This window comes from Solibacillus isronensis, from assembly GCF_900168685.1.
Taxonomy (GTDB): domain Bacteria; phylum Bacillota; class Bacilli; order Bacillales_A; family Planococcaceae; genus Solibacillus; species Solibacillus isronensis_A.
Map to the genome: position 1 here is coordinate 2,144,896 of NZ_FVZN01000014.1, position 21,059 is coordinate 2,165,954.

A 21,059-nucleotide genomic window follows, 5' to 3' on the forward strand; every position below is an offset into this window, starting at 1 on the left:
TCCACTCACAATTAGTTAATCCCCCTTTCATTTAAAACAAAAGGCTCCCTTATCAATTAGATAAGGGAGCCTCTAGTATCTCTAGTGAGCTTGCTAAGCCATATATTGAAATTAATAATAAGTAAAACGGATTTAAATGTCAACTAGTTTTATTGGAATTATCAGATTATTTTTTATTAATTTGCTAGAAGTCGTTAATTATAAGCCTGTCTGATTTTTTCTATCCATCAACTTAATGTATTCATCTAAATAGACCTTTTCTGCATTTGAAGCTCTATCCAATGTATTCATAGCGCGGTGCCATGATGGATAAATAGGTTCCAGTGCTGTCAGGTCATTAATTTGTGAAATATCTTCGTTTGTTAATTTTAAATTATAGGATGCAATATTCTCATGCAACTGTTCTTTAGTTCTTGCAGACAAGATAATTGAATCTACATTTGGTCGATCACGTAACCATGCAAGAACAATTTGCGGGACTGTCGCTTTATGTTTAGACGCAACATCTTGCAATAAATCAATTAGATTATAAAACAAATCCGGATTTTTAATATATGTTTCCGGCCAGCCATTCCCTTGTCTTGTACCTGGTTCGAACATTTTGTTTCTTGTAAATTTACCAGTAAGCAGCCCCTCACCAAGTGGGGACCTAATACTATTGGCAATGCCCAATTCTTTACCGGCCGGCAAAATTTCGTACTCTGCTTCACGAGATTCCGGTGTGTAATAGATTTGCTGTGCAATTGGCGGTATCATATTGTTTTCTACAGCCCACGTATGTGTCTTCGCAAGCGCCCAGCCGTTGTAATCGGATACTCCCCAATGACGAATTTTCCCTTTTTTAATTAATTCATTCATCTCTTGGACCGTTTCACTAACGTCTACTTGACCATCCCAACAATGTACATAATATAGATCAATATAGTCCGTACCTAGTCTTTTTAATAGCGCATCTATCGATGAATCAACATTAATTAAAGCTCCCGTATCGGTTGGTTTATCGATCAGCTGAAATCCTTTTTTACTGCTGATGATCATATCCTGGCGTTTATCTCTTATCGCTTTGCCAAAAATAACTTCTGCATCACCTTTTGCGTACATATTCGCTGTATCAAAATGATTGATGCCTTGATCCAGTGCATAATCCACCATATAATTTGCGGTTGTCTGATCCATGGCACCCGCTTCCACAAGGCCATTTGTACTGAACATCACGGTACCCAAAGCATATTTAGAAACATTCAAATCTGAATTGCCGAATAAATTATAATCCATCATCATCCCTCCTATGCATTGTATTTCCCATGTTCCCTATTAAATAAAACATTCTAGGAACTTTTCATGTTATATTGCACAATTTTAGTTAGAGATGGGGTCCGTTAAAAGAGCGATTTAGGAGTCTTCGTCTAACCTCTGAAATCCTTTGCGGTATATGAAGGAGTCAAAAAATAGTTGATTACTATAAAAATTCGGGTAAGAAAAAATAGGTGACTTGTCGCACAGGGGTCATTGAGCGAATGAGCATCCCCTTTGCAGTTAAAACCAATCGTCGGAAGGAAGTGTTTGAGATGAGTAAAAAGAAAGAAATCAAAAAATTAAAAGATCATGCATTTGCTGATCTTTGTTTAATCGAAAAAGAATTTCAGCAAATCGTAAAAAATACTTCGAATAAATCAGGTGCTTTTAAATGGGTGGAGCTATTGAGCGATTATGAGTTGGAAGAATTTTATGGACGCCGCAGGGACCGAAAATATGCAACGCTCACAGTTGAGTTGTATTCATTAACTGAACAACTGCTTAAAGACATTTATAAAGTTTACTTTAATCATAAATATAAAAATAAGTCGGACATTAATATCATTCTTGATTTAGAGAGGAAATTGGGTGATCACTTAACTTTTAAAAATAATACTAAGTTATTGGCGAACCTGAGAAGTTGTATCGTTCATGAAGAATTCTCTTTAAAGTCTGCAAGAAAAAAAATAAATATAAAAAAGAAAAATAGAATTTTATTCAAACAATTGATGAAAGATGTTGATTTGTATATCGAAAATATCGCATTGAAATAAATTTTATGCGATGCTGGATTTAATCTCCGGAAATCCAACTACTAATCATAATCCGTGCAAATGAAAAGGTCAGCCAGAAAGTACTGGTCGACCTGTTTCATGGGAGTATTCGTTAAAACAAAAAACCTCCAATTGTAATAATTGAAGGTTAATTGCGTCTTCTATTGAGTGTTCTCTCTAAGTTACTTTACGTCCCAGGAGGGATTCGAACCCCCGACCGACGGCTTAGCTTACCACTATAGTTTTCACTACTTATACAGATGTATAATTTGTTGGTCTGGACTATAACTTCACCATTTCAGGTGCGACACGTTTAGTCTCTACGGAACCTCTCGCAATTTCTTGCAGCAAACATTTTACCTGCATAAAGCCATTCAAATGTTCTCGTTTCCTCGGTATTGCCATCAGCATAATCTGTTAAGGGTTTACCGATACGGTGTCGTCCACTTTATACGTTAATTTTCCGTATAAAGGCTCCTATTTACTTAAAGGCCGTTGCTCTATCCTGCTGAGCTACTGAGACAATTTCTTTAAACCAATTGGTAATAAAGACATTTTTTATTATATGGTATATTATATTTAAAGTCAACAAACAAATTAAACAAAATTATTATTTAACTAAAATAATTTTCTGTTCCCTAAATTCTGCATGAAAAAAGTGAAGCCCTCCTTAACTCAAGGCTTCACTTTAATAATTAACGCTCATAAAACAATTCATCGATCAAATTATTATTATCGTCATAGCATTGTAATGTAAAATGTGTGGAAGTTATTGTCAGGGTAACAAACGACTTTTCTTCTATCCGTCGTGGCTTCAGTAAGCTGCCCGGATTGATAAATAAAATGTCGTCAATATATTCTGCACCAAGTACATGTGAATGACCAAAACATACGATTTGTGCGCCGACTTCCTTTGCGCGGTAAATCAGTTTCATCGGAGAGTTTTTCACATCGTATAAATGCCCGTGCGTCACATACACACGGTCTCCATTTACCTGAAACAGCATCTCCTCTAAATAGTTATGGTCATGATCACAGTTGCCTTTCACACGCTCTACTCCTTGCAGAGCAGGATGTGCATACGGTAATTCACTATCACCACAATGGATCACTTTATGCGCATCTGGATGGTAGCCCTTTACACGTTCAATGATTTCCTCGTCACCATGTGTATCACTCATAATCAATAGCTTCATTCGTATCCACATCCTTTACATTTCTATACTTAGTGTGACAGCATTGAAACGAAAATTCAATCGTTATTAAACAAATTTTTACAATTTCCAACAATTACCGAATCCATTATTTCAGAAATTCTGCTAACTGTAATGCCAGTTTGCGAATGGCATTGCCTCGGTGTGAAATGGCACCTTTTTCTTCGGCAGACAGCTCAGCCATATGTTTTTCCAATGCAGGCACATAGAAAATCGGATCATAACCGAATCCGTTCGTTCCCTTCTTTTCATATGCAATCACACCTTCACATGTACCGAATACTGTTTTTGTTTCCATATTCGGGCCTGCAATTGCCAAGGCACAGCAGAAACGGGCTGTACGCTGTTCTTCCGGTACGTCCTTCATGTTTTCAAGCACTTTCACCATATTCGCTTCATCGTCATGATCGCCGGCATAACGTGCTGAATACACACCAGGTTCACCGTTTAATGCATCGATCGCTAAACCGCTGTCATCCGCAATCACGATTTGGCCCAGCATGTTCGCTAATGTTTCCGCTTTTAATATTGCATTTTCTTCAAAAGTTGTACCTGTCTCTTCAATTTCCACATCTGGAGCAACGTCAAACATTGTGACAACTTCATAGCCAAATGGTCCGAATAGTGCTTCAAAGTCTTTTGCTTTTCCTTTGTTCTTTGTTGCGATTACTACTTGTTTCATTATGCTTCCGCCTTTCCGATCAAGTTTGCGATGTCGCCTAGTGCTGTTTTTTGCATTTCGATTAGCTGTGCAATTCCGGCTTCTCCTAAATCAAGTAATTCATTAAGTTCCGAACGGCTGAATGTCGCTTCTTCGCCTGTACCTTGTAATTCCACAAATTCGCCGGCACCTGTCATAATAACGTTCATATCGACTTGTGCAGCTGAATCTTCCACATAGTTTAAATCCAAAACTGCGCCAATGTTTTCTAGTTTTCCGACACTAGTTGCAGCTAAATAATCTGTTACGGGGAATTTCACGAACGGCTTGTCTACGCCTAGTTTTGCAATTGCCTGTGTCATCGCTACAAATGCTCCTGTAATCGATGCCGTACGCGTTCCGCCATCTGCCTGGATCACGTCACAGTCGATCCATACCGTTTTTTCACCTAGTGCTTCTAAATCAACGACAGCACGTAATGCTCGGCCGATTAAGCGTTGAATTTCCATCGTGCGGCCACTTACCTTCCCTGCAGAGCTTTCACGGCGTGTGCGTTGCTCTGTAGCGCGTGGTAGCATGGAATATTCAGCCGTAATCCAACCTTTACCTTGTCCACGTAAAAAACCAGGTACTTTTTCTTCAATCGTTGCAGTACAAATCACCTTTGTATTTCCAACTGTTATTAATACCGAGCCTTCCGGATGCATTAAATAATTATTATCAATTTGAACTGGACGTAATTCATTCACAGCTCGTAAGTCATGTCTAGTCATTCGTGACCTCCTCAATTTGTTCGCGCACTTATCTTATCACAATTTAAGGAGGGTCTAAAGCAGAAAAGCAAGACATAGAAGGAAAAAGCTCAAATTAGACAAAATGCCTAATTTGAGCTATCAACTATTTTTCGAATGTAATTTTGCGTATATCCAATTCACCTTTTTCCAGCCAACGTTCTGCTATGGAACGGAAAATCGGCACGGAGCCAGATGCATGCAGAATATGATGCGGCGGTTCTTCATCTGTTCGTAATTGTCCTGTATAGCTTAAAATCGCTTCGACATCTTTAGCCGTTTCTTCGGCAGATGACAGGACGTGAACTTGTGAGCCTACTGCTGCCTCTATTTGCTTTTGTAAAATAGGATAATGTGTACAGCCTAAAATGACTGTATCAAATCGCTCATCTTCAAGCGGCTTTAATCCTTTCGCAACGAGGTCATACGAAAATTGGCCTTCGTATTCGCCACTTTCAACGAGTGGCACAAATGTCGGACAGGCAAGTGGAATTATTTTCGCTTTTGTCGATAATGATTTCACCGCTTCTTCATATGCGCCGCTTTTGATCGTGCCTTCTGTCGCTAATACGACAATTTCATTGCGCTTTGTCTTTTTTATGGCCGCTCGTGCCCCTGCATTAATAACTCCTAAAACCGGAAATGGCATATGTTTTTGCAGACTTTCCAATGCAACGGCAGTCGCAGTATTACATGCAATGACAAGCATCTTCACATTCATCTTTTCGAGCGCTTTTGCCATCTCCCATGTAAAATTGCGGACTTCTTGCTTTGTGCGTGGCCCGTAAGGACATCGCGCCGTATCACCTATATAATATATTGTTTCATTCGGCAAAAGCTCCATAATCGCCTTTGCCACTGTTAATCCGCCAACTCCGGAATCGATAACACCAATTGGGGCATTCACTAGTACCGCCTCTATCCTATTTCATTAATAAATGTAGTTTTTGTAATGTTCTTGATAATTGTTCAAACTCTTCTGCGTTAAATTCCTGTGTAATATCCCGCAAATAATTTTGACGCTTAAAAATTACTTCCTGGATAATTCTTTCGCCTTCAGGTAAAAGATGAATCCGTACAACACGTCGATCATTTTCGTCACGTACACGCTGTACCAATTCATTTTTCTCCATCCGGTCCACTAAATCTGTCGTTGTCGAAAATGCTAAATACATTTTCGTCGACAAGTCACCGATCGTCATATCACCCGATTCATGCAACCATTGCAATGCAATAAATTGCGGAGGTGTAATCGTATAATTACTTAAAATTTCTCGACCTTTTTGTTTGATTAAGTGTGAAATATATCTTAGTTCTTTTTCCAGGATTGCTACAGATTCAGAGCTATGTGTGCTGTGATCTTTCATCTACTCCATTCACTCCTCGATGCGTTTCATAGTTCTATTTTGAAGTTTTTTTTATAAAATAGCAAGCATCGAATCAGTATATCGACAATTCCTGAAGTCTTAATAGTTCAAGAATCGCTTGCGTACGACTTGATACACCCAGCTTTTGAATCGTATTGGAAATATGATTACGAACGGTTTTTTCACTAATGCCTAGCTTAGTTGATATTTCCCGTGTTGAATAGTCCTTTATTAATAGCTCAAAAATCTCGCGTTCTCTTTTTGTTAACAGCGAACGATGCTGCGGACGATTCATTTTGCAACACCCTCCTATCCTCTTCTTTGTACATTATGTCGAAAATACAAAGCAGGTGAGGGCATTTAACTATTTCCCAAGCAATAATTTTTTTTGCGCTTCCAGTAATGGGACACCTTTCCCCGTGTCACTGCTCAATTGTACAAGCGTTCCGCGCCCTGTATAGCACACTTCATCTTTTTCATTTTTCACTAAATAATGCAAATCCATGGAAGAAGTGCCGATTGATGCAGTTTTAACAAAAATTGTCAATTCTTCATCAAAGAACACTTCTTTTAAATAATCACACTGAATATCAGCGACCACGAGCATATTTCCCGTATCCGATCCCGCAGTAAAATCAAATCCTAATGCTTTAAAATATTCGATACGTGCATATTCGAAATAGGCAAATACTTTTGTATTATTTACATGCCCGTACATATCTGTTTCCGAAAAGCGTACCTTTACTTTTGTCGAAAACGAAAATCCTGCCATCCACTCTGTTGCATCCTGAATATATGTAGCTCGCATAAAAAATTCCCCCTTTATTTGACTACTTCATCATCCCCTGATAATGAATACTCATTCATTATAGCATAATTTGTCAGAAATCAAAAAGTGATGCTAAACAAAAAGACCCCCACCAAGGTGAGGGTCAATTATATTCATTCGATTAGTCAACCATGTGGTCAGAACCGAAGAAGTTTTTGAACATTTGAACTGTAGTTTCACGGTTAAGTGCAGCGATAGATGTTGTCAAAGGAATACCTTTTGGACAAGCAGCTACACAGTTTTGAGAGTTACCACAGTTTGCAAGACCACCGTCGCCCATGATTGCATTTAAACGCTCGTCTTTATTCATCGCACCTGTTGGGTGTGTGTTGAATAAACGTACTTGTGATAAAGCAAATGGACCGATGAATGATGCTGATTCAGAAACGTTTGGACATGCTTCCATACATACACCACAAGTCATACATTTAGATAATTCATAAGCCCATTGACGTTTGCGCTCTGGCATACGTGGACCTTCGCCTAAATCATAAGTACCATCGATTGGTACCCATGCTTTAACTTTCTTAAGTGCGTTAAACATGCGCTCACGGTCTACTTGTAAGTCACGGATAACCGGGAAAGTTTTCATTGGCTCTAAACGAATTGGTTGAGTTAACTTGTCTACTAATGCTGAACAAGATTGTTGAGGACGTCCATTGATTACCATTGAACATGCACCACAAACTTCTTCCAGACAGTTCATATCCCATGCTACTGGAGTCGTTTTTTGACCATCAGCAGTAACAGGATTTTTTTGAATATGCATTAGAGCAGAGATAACGTTCATACCAGGACGGTAAGGAACTTCAAACTTTTCAACGCGTGTAGCACCATTCTCATTGTCTTGACGAACGATTTCTAACTTAACTGTTCTACCAGTATTTACTGTTTCCACTGTTTAGTTCCCCCTTCTACGCTGAGTAGTCGCGTTTACGTGGTGGAATTAACGAAACGTCTACATCGGCATAAGTAATAATTGGTTCGCCCGTTGCCGGATCGAACTTCGCCATAGTTGTTTTTAAGAAGTTTTCATCATCACGTTCTGGGAATTCAGGCTTGTAGTGAGCCCCACGAGATTCGTCACGTAATAATGCACCCTTAGTCATAACTTTAGCTAAATATAGCATGTTCTTTAACTGACGAGTGAAGTGAGCACCTTGATTCGACCATTTTTGCGTGTCGTTAATGTTGATGTTTTCCCAACGCTCTTGTAGCTCAGTTAATTTCGCATAAGTTTCTTCTAATTTTGCGTTTACACGTACAACAGTCATGTTGTCAGTCATCCACTCACCAAGCTCTTTGTGTAGTAAGTAAGCGTTTTCTGTACCATCCATTTTTAGGATAGCTTCCCATTTCTCTGTTTCTTCCTGTACGCGACGCGTATAGATTTCTTCTGGTAAATCTTCTGCATGCTTTTTAAGTCCTTTAATGTACTTAACAGCATTTGGACCTGCAACCATACCACCGTAAATCGCTGATAATAATGAGTTCGCACCTAAACGGTTTGCACCGTGTTGTGAGTAATCACATTCACCTGCAGCGAATAAACCAGGGATTTCAGTCATTTGGTCATAGTCAACCCATAATCCACCCATTGAATAGTGTACCGCTGGGAAGATTTTCATCGGTAATTTACGTGGGTCATCACCTACGAATTTCTCGTAGATTTCGATAATACCACCTAATTTAATATCTAATTCATGCGGATCTTTATGGGATAAGTCTAAGTATACCATGTTTTCCCCGTTAATACCCAACTTTTGATTTACGCACACGTCAAAAATCTCACGTGTTGCAATATCACGTGGTACTAAGTTACCGTAAGCAGGATATTTCTCTTCTAGGAAGTACCAAGGCTTACCGTCTTTATACGTCCATACACGTCCACCTTCACCACGAGCAGATTCAGACATTAGACGGTTTTTGTCGTCTCCAGGAATCGCTGTTGGGTGAATTTGAATCATTTCACCGTTTGAATATGTTGCACCTTGTTGGTAAACAATTGATGCAGCAGAACCAGTGTTGATTACTGAGTTTGTAGTTTTACCGAAGATAATACCAGGACCACCTGTTGCCATAATTACAGCATCAGAACGGAATGAGCGAATTTCTTCAGAACGTAAATCTTGTGCTACGATACCGCGGCAAACGCCTTCGTCATCAAGCACCGCACCAAGGAATTCCCAATGCTCATACTTCGTAACTAAACCAGCTACTTCGTGTGCACGAACTTGCTCGTCTAGGGCATATAATAATTGTTGACCAGTTGTCGCACCAGAGAATGCTGTACGGTGCATTAACGTACCACCAAAACGGCGGAAGTCAAGTAAACCTTCTGGAGTACGGTTGAACATTACACCCATACGGTCCATTAAGTGGATAATACCAGGTGCTGCATCACACATACCTTTAACTGGTGGTTGGTTCGCTAAGAAGTCGCCACCATAAACTGTATCATCAAAGTGGATCCATGGAGAATCCCCTTCACCTTTTGTATTAACTGCTCCGTTAATTCCGCCTTGTGCACATACAGAGTGTGAACGTTTAACTGGAACTAACGAGAATAATTCAACTTCAGTACCAACTTCAGCTGCTTTAATCGTAGCCATTAAGCCAGCAAGACCGCCACCAACGACGATAACTTTACTTTTTGCCATGATTATTTCTCACTCCTCATTAATTGCTAAAAACTTTTACTCATATTCTATTCCATCTAGCATCTTAACTATGTAGTAGTGATCAAGTTAAGGGATTAGACGAATGCTAAGATAGCTGCAACACCAACGATTGCTAATACTACGAAAATTAACAACGTAACATAAGTTGCGATTCGTTGAGATTTGTTAGATTGCGTAATACCCCAGCTTACTAAGAACGACCATAAACCGTTCGCTAAGTGGAATGCTGCTGAAACGATACCTAAGATGTAGAATACTAACATTAATGGATTGTCAACGATTTCAACCATCATATTAAATTCAACTTCAGCACCTAATGCTTTTTGGATACGTGTTTGGAAAATATGCCACGCAATGAAGACTACAAGGAAAATACCAGTGAAACGTTGCAATGCAAACATCCAGTTACGGAATGTGCTGAAACGTCCAGTATTGTATGTTGCAGTGAAAGCAATATACACTCCATAGAATCCGTGGAACATTAATGGAATATAGATAATAATCCATTCCATCGCTAACAATAACGAGTGTGGAAGTAATTCCATAACACCTGTTGCGTTATTGTAAGTTTCTTCACCGCCAACTGCAGTGAAGTTCAGAAATAAGTGGAACACCAAGAACAACCCGACAGGAACTACACCTAATAACGAGTGTAAGCGGCGCCATAAAAATTCACGATCTTTCGACAAAACTGTTACCCCCCTTAGTACTTGAAATACACATGCGCAACGCCTCAAATTTGTAAAAGTTGGGATGTTGACTGCGCATTTCATCATGGTACAATATTATGACATGTCCATTGTACTCTCAACAGATACTAGCGTCAAGGCAACGCAGGATATTTTATAATCATTTTAAAGACGGTTTTACGCTGTTTTGGGAACCGTTTTTTCTGCTTATAACTCATTTCTTCATGAAAGAATGAAAATTATAAGAAAATTTATGAAAGAGGTTTTTTATATGGAAGGGTACAAAATGAAAACGATTCCAACTTTTGGCTACGAAATCATTCGTGACCATCTTCTTCCTTCTATTCTAGGTAAGCATGAAGAAGATGTTTTATATTGGGCAGGTAAAGAAATTGCAAGAAAGTTCCCATTATTTTCAATGGATGAACTACCTTCCTTTTTTATGGAAGCTGGTTGGGGCCAGTTAGTTCTGGAAAAAGAAACGAAGGACGAACTTCATTACATACTTTCGACAACAGAGGAATTGCCACTCAATATTGTACAACGTTGCTTCCGTCTTGAAGCTGGCTTTTTAGCAGAGCAGAAACAAAAGCAGCTAGGCTATTTGACGGAATGCTATGAGGAAAAAGATAATGACAAACATGTCGTAAAATTTACGTTAAAATGGGATTTAAAAGAGAAAATTTAGCCTTCAACTTATAATAATAGTCTATTGCTGAAGCAGCAAGTTTACTCAATAAAAAAAGCTGGAAATAAGCTTCTTAAGCTCATTTCCAGCTATTAATTTAAGAAGCGGTTACTTCTTTCATTGCCAAATTAAATTCCTCATGCAACACATTCGCAGCACGAACCATTTCTTCCTGTGGTACAACGACAGAAACTTTAATTTCCGAAGTGCTGACCATTTTCACAGGGATATGTTCGCGTCCTAAACGTGCAAACATGCGAGCCGCCACCCCCGGATTGGATGCCATCGCAGAACCGATAATAGATACTTTCGCTAAACCTACTTCAAAATCTGCAAAACTAAATCCAAGTGACAGTTTACTAGTTTCCAGTACCCGTAAAGCTTCCGCAAACTCATCTTTGGAAATTGTAAAGGAAATGGTCGGCTTCACGCCATCGATGACTGCTTGAACAATAATATCCACATTGATATCATTTTCTGCTAAAACACTAAACACTTCTGCTAATGACGCGGTTTCATAAGAATCATAGCCGATCGTCAAACGAATAATATCCGATTCGTAGGCTACCCCGCGTACAAGTAAGTTTTTCTCCATGTCTACATCCCCTTTAATAAAAGTGCCTTCCACGTCTTGTACGAAAGAGCGTACAATGAGCGGTATATTGTATTTTTTGGCAAGTTCAACCGCACGTGGGTGCAAAATTTTAGCCCCTAAATTTGCAAATTCCAACATCTCATCATAAGAAACTTCCGGTAGTTTCCTAGATCCTTTTACAATTTCTGGGTCTGCAGTGAAAATCCCTTCAACTGATGAAAAAACCTCGACACGCTCTGCTTCGAGGGCAACCGCCAGTGCAACCGCTGAAGTTTCAGACCCCCCTTTGCCGAATGTTGAAATATTGTCTGTCCCCGTAACTCCTTGAAAACCTGCTACTACTACGATTTCACCTAATGCCAAATGATCCTGAATTCGTTTACTATCGACATGATCGATCCGTGCGTTGCCATGTTTTTGATTTGTCTGGATACCTGTTTGCCATCCAGCAAGCGACACAGCTTTCCCTCCATGCTCCTGAATTGCCATTGCAAGCATAGTACTTGTTATTTGTGTCGCTGATGAGACGAGTGCATCCATTTCCCGTTTCGACGGCTCATCGGTAATTTCAGCAGCATATTGTCTCAATCCTCGTCGTATAGCGGGCATTGAAGAAACGACAACGACTAAGTTTATGCCACGTCCTTGCTCTTTTATCACCTTTTTAGCTATGTGTGCTATTTTTTCCGGTGTAGTCAATGCCGGACCACCAAATTTCACTACAACTGTCTCCATTCTTTCCCCTCCTTAAATTCGAAAACAAAAAAAGACGGCTTTCCATGTTCATGGAAAGCCGCCGTCAATACAAATAATAGTTATAAGTTTTTCAGGATAGCCCTCCAGAACATAAAGCTCTGACAGTTTTACATCTCTTAAATGCAAAACCAGCAAACTGCGCGAACAATACGCACTTCACTTCGGCAGGACCCCCTTTCGATTGCTGTCAATGGAATTGTTCTTCCTCGAGCAATGTACTGTTGAATACTGCGCCTCTATCTTAGTAAATATTGAATTGTTTTATATATTAGCATAACTCTATTCTTTATTCAATGCTGCTTCATGAAAATGACGATAGATGACTTCCGCCAATTTTGCCGGCACTCCGGATTCCTGCAGCTGCAACTCGCTTGCCTCACGGATTTTTTTCACGGATCCAAAATGCTTCATGAGTTGCTGCTTTCGCTTCGGACCCACACCTTCAATCCCATCAAGAACAGAAGTGATGGCATTCGTCTGATGCTGCTGACGTAAAAACGTAATCGCAAATCGGTGTACCTCATCTTGGATGCGCTGCAATAAATAGAAACCGTCACTTGTACGCTTTAACGGGACAACTTCCGGAGGCGTACCAAATAAAAGCTGGGACGTATTATGCTTTTCGTCTTTAGCCAATCCTGCTATCGGAATGACTAACCCAAGCTCGTCTTCAATTACTTCACGTGCGACTTCCATTTGTCCTTTTCCTCCGTCGATAAGAATCAGGTCAGGCAATGGCAGATTTTCACGCAGTACGCGTGTGTAACGGCGTCGAATAACTTCCTGCATCGCACCATAGTCATCATGTTTGGCCGCTTCTCTTGTTTTATATTTCCGGTATTCTTTTTTCGCAGGCTTTCCGTCGATAAAAACAACCATCGCCGAAACCGGATCAGCACCGTGCATATGACTGTTATCGAATGCTTCTATTCTTAGCGGCAATGGAATTTGCATCGCTTCAGCAAGTGCTTCACAAGCCCCGACTGTCCGCTCTTCTTGACGTTCAATTAACTGGAATTTCTCATGAATGGCGATTTCCGCATTTTTCATTGCTAGATCAACAAGCTCTTTTTTGGAACCGCGCTTCGGTGTCAGCACCTTCACATCCAACAGCTTTTGTAAAATGGTTTCGTTAATCGATTTCGGTACAAAGATTTCTTTTGGCAATAGATGATGCGGCTGTTCGTAAAAACGGCCGACGAATGTTAAAAATTCCTCTTCCGGCTCATTATAAATCGGGAAAATCGAGACATCCCGCTCGATGAGTTTGCCTTGACGTACGAAAAACACCTGGACACACATCCAGCCTTTTTCAACTGCATAGCCAAATACATCGCGGTTGCTCAAATCATCCGTGACGATTTTTTGCTTTTCCATAATTTGATCGATATGAGCAATCAAGTCCCGGAATTCCTTTGCCCGCTCAAACTCCAGATTTTCGGCAGCGTCCATCATTTTTTGCTGAAGGTCTTGCTGAATTTCTTCTACGCCCCCGTTTAAGAACTTCGAAATCTCATCAATCATTTCATCATACACTTGTTTTTCAATATCCTTCACACACGGTGCCAAACATTGACCTAAGTGATAGTACAGACACACCTGGTTAGGCAGATGTGTACATTTACGAAGTGGATACAGACGGTCCAGTAATTTCCTCGTTTCGTTCGCCGCATAGGCATTCGGATAAGGACCGAAATACTTTGCTTTATCCTTCTTCACTTTTCTTGTCGTAATAATACGAGGATATCGTTCATTCGTTATTTTTATATAGGGATACGTTTTATCATCCGTTAATTTTACATTATATTTCGGGTCATGCAGCTTAATTAGATTCAGCTCCAGTATAAGGGCTTCCAAATCGCTTGAAGTCACAATATACTCGAAGTCTTCAATCTCACTGACTAGTCTCGCAGTTTTACCATCATGACTTCCCGTAAAGTAAGAACGCACTCGATTTTTCAATACTTTAGCCTTACCCACGTATATAATCGTGCCTTGACGGTCTTTCATAATATAGCAACCTGATTCATTCGGTAGTATTTCTAGTTTTGCTTTAATGATTGCATTCATATTCTCACCTGTCTAATATGTCCTTTCTTTTATTTTAACTGATTGGAGTATAAGAAAAAAGCCGTACACCTTATACGGCATACGGCTTTTTGACATATCAATTGCGCCTTGGCGTTTGAATGGCCAGAGGTTTAATTATTTGTTGTCGTTAATGAAATCAATTAACGCTTCTTTTGGCATGAAGCCAGCAGTTTTTGCTTTTACTTCACCATCTACGAATAATAATAATGAAGGAATTGACATGATTTGGTATTCTGCAGCAGTAACTTGGTTGTTATCTACATCCACTTTCACGATTTTAACGTCGTTACCGATTTCTGTATCTAATTCTTCAAGAACTGGAGCGATCATTTTACATGGTCCGCACCAAGTAGCCCAAAAGTCTACTAAAACTGTGCCGTTTGAAATTTCTTGTGGGAAAGTTTGATCTGTCGCGTGTACAATTGCCATATTAAATAGCCTCCTTAAATAACATATGGTTGTAGTATAGCATGTTTTCCCAATTAAACAGTAGTAAAATGCTTGGGAATATAAATGTACCTCAAATTTAGTGTTTGTTTCGAATGCAATATAAATACTTATTTGAGGGTATTAGAATACGTATACCCTTTATTTAAACATTTTAAAGCTTTATACGTACTCAATCTTCATACGCACCATCCAAACTACAACACTTAAAATAAAAAAGCTCCCTTCAAAGAAGGAAGCTCTTGATCACTTTTTATGCATTTACTTTAAGTGCTTTGAACTCTTCGATTAACATTGGTACTACTTCGAATAAGTCACCAACAATACCGTAGTCTGCTACTTTAAAGATATTTGCTTCTGGATCTTTGTTGATCGCAACGATAACTTTTGAGTTTGACATACCAGCTAAATGCTGAATCGCACCAGAAATCCCTGCAGCGATATATAAGTCAGGTGTTACAACTTTACCAGTTTGGCCGATTTGTAGTGAGTAATCGCAATATTCAGCGTCACATGCACCACGAGATGCGCCAACTGCTCCACCTAGTAAATTTGCAAGCTCTTTTAATGGCTCAAAACCTTCTTCGGATTTAACACCACGACCACCTGCAACTACTACTTTCGCTTCTGACAGGTCTACACCTTCAGTAGATTTGCGCACAACTTCTTTGATGATTGTACGTAAATTTGTAATATCAACTGACACTGATGATACTTCACCAGTACGAGAATCGTCTTTAACTAATGGTGGAATATTGTTTGGACGGATTGTCGCAAAAATAATACCATCTTTGATTTTTACTTTTTCAAATGCTTTACCAGAATAGATCGGGCGGACGAATACTGTATCATCGCCACCACCTTGAATTTCCGTTACATCTGAAATTAAACCAGATTGTAAGCGTGAAGCAATTTTTGGTGATAAGTCTTTACCTAAAGAAGTATGACCGAAAACGATTGCTTCTGGATTTTCTTGTTCGATTACTGCTAAAATTGCTTGGCTGTATCCGTCAGATGTATAGTTTTTCAAGTGTGGATGTTCTACTGTAATAACACGGCTCGCTCCATATGCGATTAATTCCTGCGTTAAACCAGCTACTGCATCCCCTACTAATAAACCTACTACTTCACCGCCGTCAGCGATTTGTAAACCTGCTGCAATTGCTTCGAATGAAACGTTACGTAAGCTCCCTTCGCGAACTTCACCTAACACTAAAACTTTCTTTGACATAGAATATCCCTCCATTACCATCTTCGTAAAAATTTTCGTACTCTAGTTGACTTCTATTAGACTACTTTCGCTTCGTTATGAAGTAAGTTTACTAATTCTTTTACCTGTGCAGAAAGATCGCCTTCTAATACACGACCAGCCGCTTTTTGTGGCGGTAAGTAAATTTCAACTGTTTCTACTTTTACTTCAACATCGTCTTCATCGATATCCAAATCATCCAATTCCAGTTCTGCAAGCGGTTTTTTCTTCGCTTTCATAATACCTGGTAAAGATGGGTAACGTGGCTCGTTTAAACCTTGTTGAGCTGTTACTAATAATGGTAATGATGTTTCTAATACTTCAGCGTCCCCTTCGATATCTCGCACAATCTTAACGTTCGTGCCGTCGATTTCCAATGAAGTAATTGTTGTTACGTAGTTAATGCCCAGCAGGTCTGCTAAGCGCGGGCCAACTTGTCCTGAACCACCATCGATCGCTACATTTCCTGCTAAAATTAAATCTGCTTCTTTGTCTTTTAAATATTCCGCTAAAATATAAGCTGAAGAATATTGGTCAAGCTCATCTAAATCATCTTCTGTATTAATCAATACCGCTTCATCGGCACCCATTGCTAAAGCTGTACGTAACTGCTTTTCTGCATCTTCGCCACCGATTGTCACAACTGTTACTTTACCGCCTAATGCGTCGCGCTTTTGAATTGCTTCTTCAATTGCGTACTCATCGTATGGGTTGATGATGAATTCTGCACCATCTTCTTGAATTTTACCGCCGGATACGACGATTTTTTCTTCTGTGTCAAAAGTACGTTTTACTAATACAAAAATATTCATAATCTAGACCTCCTAAAAGCTTTTTAATTTTAATCCCGAAAAACAGGGAAGAATACATTTTTTATTTGCCAGTAAATACTGGCTCACGCTTTTCAATAAATGCTTGGATTCCTTCTTTAGCATCTTCAGAAACAAATACTTCACCGAAGCTGTTTGCTTCAGCATTTACGCCATCATAATAAGATGATGGTTTCGAGTAATTCAGCATTTGAATCGCTGCTTTAAGAGCAATTGGTGATTTCTTAGCAATTTTTTGAGCGATTTTCAATGTTTCAGGCAACAGCTCTTCATCGGAAAAAGCACGGTTTGCTAATCCCCATTCAACAGCTTCAGTCCCCGAAATCGGGTCGCTTGTAAACATCATTTCCGCTGCTTTTGCTACACCAACATATCGTGGTAATCGCTGTGTTCCTGCAAATCCTGGTATTAAGCCTAATGATAGCTCAGGTAAGCCTAATTTTGCCGATGCCGTTACGAAGCGCATATGGCATCCCATCGCAAGTTCCAAGCCGCCGCCTAATGCTGCACCATGGATCGCGGCAATGACCGGTTTACTTAATGTTTCGATACGCTCGAAAACATCTTGTCCATTTTTCGCCAACCCTGTAAATGCTTCTCCTGACTGTACGCTCGTAAATTCCTTAATATCCGCACCTGCAGAGAAGAAACGTCCTTCGCCATGCAAGACGATGACACGTACATTTTCATCTTCTTCTACAGCGTCTAAAAGTGCATTCACATCTTGGATCAAGCCTTGTGAAAGTGCATTTGCTGGTGGTCTTGAAATCGTTGCAACTGCGACCCCTTCTTCTACTTTCCAACTTAGAAACTCCATCCTCTACATCCCCTTTATGCTTTTAGTGCGTTTAGCAGTAATTGCTTTACTTTCGGAGCTTGCTCTAATAAATCATATCGATTTTCATTCATTACCCAAGTTGTCGTAATTTCGTCAATTGTGCCAAACACCATTTGTCTGGCAATACGAACATCCATCGTCTGGTTAAATTCACCATTTAGCATACCTTCGATTAAAATCTGATCTAGCAAAATTAAGTATTCTTTTAGAATAGAATTAATTTTCAGTCTAATTTCTTTATTCGATTGCCGTAGCTCAAGCTGAGTTACCGTTGCCAGATGGCGATCACTTGATAGAACATGGAAATGATTTTCGATCATTTTACATAACTTATCTGAAGCAGTTTCCCCACTTTTTATTATAGCCTGTAAATTCTCTACGAAAATACCCATTTTTTCCTGAAATACAGAAATTAAAATATCTTCTTTGTTTTTGAAATATAAGTAGATTGTACCATCAGCAACCCCAGCTTGTTTGGCTATTTTTGAAACTTGGGCTTGATGATAGCCGTTTTCTGCGATAGCAATGACTGCTGCGTCTACTATTTGCATATATTTGGGTTTGTTTCGTTTCAAGCAGATCACCACCAAAAAAAATATGAAAACATGAATGACCATTCATTCATGTTTTCATATTATAGTTTGTTCTGCATTCTGTCAATAGTTTGCTAAACAATTAATTATTTTGCTTCTTGTTGTGCCAATTTCTGTTTTTCTTCTTCAATAAGCGTACGACGTAAAATTTTTCCGACTGCTGTTTTCGGCAGCTCTTGACGGAATTCATAGAAACGAGGCACTTTATAAGCAGCCAAGTTTTTACGGCAATACTCGTTCAGCTCTTTATCTGTAACAGATTTACCCTCTTTAAGAACAATATATGCCTTTACGGTTTCACCACGATATGGATCTGGTATACCGGCTACGACACATTCCTGGATTGCCTCATGTTCATACAGCACTTCTTCTACTTCACGCGGGTAAATATTAAATCCGCCTGCAATTATCATATCCTTTTTGCGGTCAACAACATAGAAATAACCCTTTTCATCCATATAACCTAAATCACCCGTTAAAAACCAGCCATCGGTAAATGTCATTGCTGTTTCTTCAGGACGATTCCAGTAACCCTTCATAACTTGTGGTCCTTTTACCGCTATTTCGCCGATTTCACCTACAGGTAACACTTCCGATTCACCTGAACGTAAAATAACCGCTTCTGTATTCGGCCAAGGTAAACCGATTGAACCGTTGATACGGTGGTCCCAAATTGGATTGGCATGTGTAACTGGAGAAGTTTCGGTTAAGCCGTATCCTTCTACTAAACGACCGCCTGTCAATTCTTCAAACTTTTCCTGAACTTCCAGTGGCAATGCAGCAGAACCGCTTAAACACGCTTTAATTGACGATAAATCATATTTTGCTAAATCCGGGTGATTCAACAAGCCAATATACATTGTTGGGGCGCCGGGGAATAAAGTTGGTTTTTGTTTATCAATTGTTTTCAACGCTTGCTCTGCATCAAATTTAGGAAGTAGTACCATCTTGCCTTGCTGCATGACAGATAATATTAATACCGTTGTCATACCGTATACATGGAAGAATGGAAGTATGCCTAAAATTGTCTCTTCACCCTTTTTACATTTATACATCCATGCATCACACATTAATGTATTTGCAATCAGGTTTTTATGAGTTAACATAACACCTTTCGGGTAACCTGTTGTCCCGCCAGTGTATTGCAATAACGCCAAATCATTTTCAAAATCAAAATCTTGCTCGATTTTATCCGTTTTACCCATTTTCATGATTTCCGTGAACAGGTGATTCGTTCCGCTATGTTCCACCTTTACACTAAAACCGTACTGTTTCTTTTGGATGAACGGATACACCAAGTTTTTCGGGAATGGCAAATAGTCTTTAATTCCTGAAACAATGACATTTTCTATATTAGTCTCATGTAATATTTTCATTGCCCTTGGATATAAAATATCCATCACTAAAATTACTTTTGCTCCGGAATCCGCCATCTGATATTGCAGCTCCCGTTCTGTATAAAGCGGATTCGTCTGTACGACAACCCCACCGGCGTACATCGTACCATAATAGGCGATGACTGCTTGCGGACAGTTCGGCAGCATGATTGCTACTCGATCCCCCTTCTCCACCCCTAGAGAACGCAGGTAGTTCGCAAACTTCAATGCTGATTCATAAAGCTCCTTGTACGTAAGCTCGCGCCCCATGAAGTGGATTGCCACTTTATTCGGCATTGACTCAAATGCTTGTGTTAAAAACTGGTGTACAGGAATTTCCGGCAGCTCAATAGAATGTGGTACTTCTTTCGGATAGCTTGCCAACCAAACCTTTTCTGTCATAAAACTCCTCCCCTTTGCTAAAGCTTTACTTGTTTACATCATTATAATGAAAATTGGAAATGGTTTCAAACTATTTTCATAGATATACACATTATATTCTCGTTTATGCATATATTTTCTCATTATTTATTTTGACTTTTATAGTATTATTGAATTTAAAACTTATAGGACTATTCGTTTAGTATGGAAATATACTTTTTCACAAAAGTATTTAAATAGTTTAAATATTTTTTTATTAACAGTCTAAATAAAGTCTATATAATTCGATTGATATAATCAGCTAATAAAAAAGCAAATGAACTAACTAAATGCCAGTTCATTTGCTTTTATGTTTAGAGTGTCATCATGTAGTAAATGCCGACTGCCAGAAAGATGAAACAGACGACGAGTAAGATTTTCGATAATGTTTCCATGTGTATGCTCCTATGAAATACTTGCTCCGATAACAAATGACAAACCGAGAGAAATTGTAAATGAGATAAATCCAACTGAACGGTTGTCAGCAGCAATCTCCTCGTCCACATTAAATTTCGGCGTTAAAAATTCAAATAAAAAATAGGCAAAAATCAATAACGTAAAACCAAACAAACCCCAACCGAGCATTTCAATAAATGATGTATGCTGGTTAATTGAATATCTGAAAATATTACAGACGCCTAAAATTTTTCCTCCAGTAGCTAAAGCGACCGCGACATTTCCCTTTTTTATTTCATCCCAATTTTTATACTTTGTTACGACCTCAAATAAAATCATCGATACGAATAGGCAAAGGACTACCACACTAAAATAGCCTGCTGTTTCTACGAGAGGATGGTGCCAAAAATCTGATCCTAGCAATCCATTTTACCCCCTTTAATTATTTTCTTTCTATGTTTAATATTAGCGCATAATTT

Annotated in this window: 22 protein-coding genes and 1 riboswitch; of the genes, 2 read left to right on the forward strand and 20 right to left on the reverse strand. The window is 39.2% G+C overall.

Annotated elements, in window-relative coordinates:
* Positions 1 to 198: 198 nt before the first annotated feature.
* Positions 199 to 1,275: an aldo/keto reductase gene (locus tag B5473_RS19425; protein WP_079528235.1), complete on the reverse strand. Its 1,077-nt coding sequence runs from the start codon at positions 1,273 to 1,275 to the stop codon at positions 199 to 201.
* A 242-nt stretch (positions 1,276 to 1,517) separates the two neighbouring features.
* Between B5473_RS19425 and B5473_RS19430 the strand changes: the two genes are divergently transcribed.
* Entirely contained in the window at positions 1,518 to 2,069 is a 552-nt protein-coding gene (locus B5473_RS19430) for a nucleoside-diphosphate sugar epimerase (protein WP_254865376.1), read from the forward strand.
* A gap of 695 nt (positions 2,070 to 2,764) precedes the next feature.
* On the opposite strand, the gene B5473_RS19435 is transcribed toward B5473_RS19430, so the two are convergent.
* The 10 genes from B5473_RS19435 to B5473_RS19480 form a co-directional block, all read right to left on the reverse strand.
* Positions 2,765 to 3,265, reverse strand: a complete 501-nt coding sequence (locus B5473_RS19435; protein ID WP_079528237.1) for a YfcE family phosphodiesterase — start codon at positions 3,263 to 3,265, stop codon at positions 2,765 to 2,767.
* A gap of 106 nt (positions 3,266 to 3,371) precedes the next feature.
* Positions 3,372 to 3,965, reverse strand: coding sequence for an XTP/dITP diphosphatase (locus B5473_RS19440; protein WP_079528239.1), 594 nt, complete (start codon positions 3,963 to 3,965; stop codon positions 3,372 to 3,374).
* Positions 3,965 to 4,717 carry a ribonuclease PH gene (gene rph, locus B5473_RS19445; RefSeq protein ID WP_079528241.1) on the reverse strand — a complete coding sequence of 251 codons (753 nt, stop codon included), beginning with the start codon at positions 4,715 to 4,717 and terminating at the stop codon, positions 3,965 to 3,967. The genes B5473_RS19440 and rph overlap by 1 nt, the downstream gene beginning before the upstream one ends.
* Positions 4,718 to 4,841: 124 nt before the next feature.
* Positions 4,842 to 5,642 (reverse strand): glutamate racemase, encoded by an 801-nt coding sequence (gene racE / locus B5473_RS19450; RefSeq protein WP_079528243.1) that lies wholly within the window; start codon positions 5,640 to 5,642, stop codon positions 4,842 to 4,844.
* Between the two features lie 16 nt (positions 5,643 to 5,658).
* The gene (locus tag B5473_RS19455) at positions 5,659 to 6,102 is read right to left on the reverse strand and encodes a MarR family winged helix-turn-helix transcriptional regulator (RefSeq protein WP_079528245.1); all 444 of its coding nucleotides are present in this window, start codon (positions 6,100 to 6,102) and stop codon (positions 5,659 to 5,661) included.
* Between the two features lie 73 nt (positions 6,103 to 6,175).
* Complete coding sequence (locus B5473_RS19460) at positions 6,176 to 6,397, reverse strand: helix-turn-helix domain-containing protein (RefSeq protein WP_008405041.1); 222 nt, start codon at positions 6,395 to 6,397, stop codon at positions 6,176 to 6,178.
* A 69-nt stretch (positions 6,398 to 6,466) separates the two neighbouring features.
* Complete coding sequence (locus B5473_RS19465; RefSeq protein WP_079528247.1) at positions 6,467 to 6,910, reverse strand: acyl-CoA thioesterase; 444 nt, start codon at positions 6,908 to 6,910, stop codon at positions 6,467 to 6,469.
* A 142-nt stretch (positions 6,911 to 7,052) separates the two neighbouring features.
* Positions 7,053 to 7,829, reverse strand: a complete 777-nt coding sequence (gene sdhB, locus B5473_RS19470) for a succinate dehydrogenase iron-sulfur subunit (RefSeq protein WP_079528249.1) — start codon at positions 7,827 to 7,829, stop codon at positions 7,053 to 7,055.
* 16 nt (positions 7,830 to 7,845) lie between these two features.
* Positions 7,846 to 9,591, reverse strand: a complete 1,746-nt coding sequence (sdhA, locus tag B5473_RS19475; RefSeq protein WP_079528252.1) for a succinate dehydrogenase flavoprotein subunit — start codon at positions 9,589 to 9,591, stop codon at positions 7,846 to 7,848.
* A 95-nt stretch (positions 9,592 to 9,686) separates the two neighbouring features.
* Positions 9,687 to 10,301 (reverse strand): succinate dehydrogenase cytochrome b558 subunit, encoded by a 615-nt coding sequence (locus tag B5473_RS19480; protein ID WP_079528254.1) that lies wholly within the window; start codon positions 10,299 to 10,301, stop codon positions 9,687 to 9,689.
* 271 nt (positions 10,302 to 10,572) lie between these two features.
* Between B5473_RS19480 and B5473_RS19485 the strand changes: the two genes are divergently transcribed.
* Positions 10,573 to 10,989 (forward strand): YslB family protein, encoded by a 417-nt coding sequence (locus B5473_RS19485; RefSeq protein ID WP_079528256.1) that lies wholly within the window; start codon positions 10,573 to 10,575, stop codon positions 10,987 to 10,989.
* Between the two features lie 97 nt (positions 10,990 to 11,086).
* Here B5473_RS19485 and B5473_RS19490 read toward each other — a convergent pair whose 3' ends face one another.
* The 9 genes from B5473_RS19490 to B5473_RS19530 all read right to left on the reverse strand — a co-directional run bounded on the left by B5473_RS19490 (position 11,087) and on the right by B5473_RS19530 (position 21,003).
* Positions 11,087 to 12,319 (reverse strand): aspartate kinase, encoded by a 1,233-nt coding sequence (locus B5473_RS19490; RefSeq protein WP_079528258.1) that lies wholly within the window; start codon positions 12,317 to 12,319, stop codon positions 11,087 to 11,089.
* A gap of 89 nt (positions 12,320 to 12,408) precedes the next feature.
* Positions 12,409 to 12,587: riboswitch (Lysine riboswitch) on the reverse strand.
* Positions 12,588 to 12,619: 32 nt separating this feature from the next.
* Positions 12,620 to 14,410, reverse strand: a complete 1,791-nt coding sequence (gene uvrC, locus B5473_RS19495; RefSeq protein WP_079528260.1) for an excinuclease ABC subunit UvrC — start codon at positions 14,408 to 14,410, stop codon at positions 12,620 to 12,622.
* Positions 14,411 to 14,545: 135 nt separating this feature from the next.
* Positions 14,546 to 14,860 carry a thioredoxin gene (trxA, locus tag B5473_RS19500; protein WP_079528262.1) on the reverse strand — a complete coding sequence of 105 codons (315 nt, stop codon included), beginning with the start codon at positions 14,858 to 14,860 and terminating at the stop codon, positions 14,546 to 14,548.
* 271 nt (positions 14,861 to 15,131) lie between these two features.
* A complete protein-coding gene (locus B5473_RS19505) occupies positions 15,132 to 16,109 on the reverse strand; it encodes an electron transfer flavoprotein subunit alpha/FixB family protein (RefSeq protein ID WP_079528264.1) in 978 nt (325 codons plus the stop codon).
* Positions 16,110 to 16,165: 56 nt separating this feature from the next.
* On the reverse strand, positions 16,166 to 16,939 hold the full coding sequence (locus B5473_RS19510; protein ID WP_008405030.1) for an electron transfer flavoprotein subunit beta/FixA family protein: 774 nt from the start codon (positions 16,937 to 16,939) through the stop codon (positions 16,166 to 16,168).
* 61 nt (positions 16,940 to 17,000) lie between these two features.
* Entirely contained in the window at positions 17,001 to 17,774 is a 774-nt protein-coding gene (locus B5473_RS19515; RefSeq protein WP_079528266.1) for an enoyl-CoA hydratase, read from the reverse strand.
* 14 nt (positions 17,775 to 17,788) lie between these two features.
* The gene (locus B5473_RS19520) at positions 17,789 to 18,370 is read right to left on the reverse strand and encodes a TetR/AcrR family transcriptional regulator (protein WP_079528268.1); all 582 of its coding nucleotides are present in this window, start codon (positions 18,368 to 18,370) and stop codon (positions 17,789 to 17,791) included.
* Between the two features lie 104 nt (positions 18,371 to 18,474).
* Positions 18,475 to 20,166, reverse strand: coding sequence for a long-chain-fatty-acid--CoA ligase (locus B5473_RS19525; RefSeq protein WP_079528270.1), 1,692 nt, complete (start codon positions 20,164 to 20,166; stop codon positions 18,475 to 18,477).
* A gap of 423 nt (positions 20,167 to 20,589) precedes the next feature.
* Complete coding sequence (locus B5473_RS19530) at positions 20,590 to 21,003, reverse strand: DUF350 domain-containing protein (protein ID WP_079528272.1); 414 nt, start codon at positions 21,001 to 21,003, stop codon at positions 20,590 to 20,592.
* Positions 21,004 to 21,059: the final 56 nt, after the last annotated feature.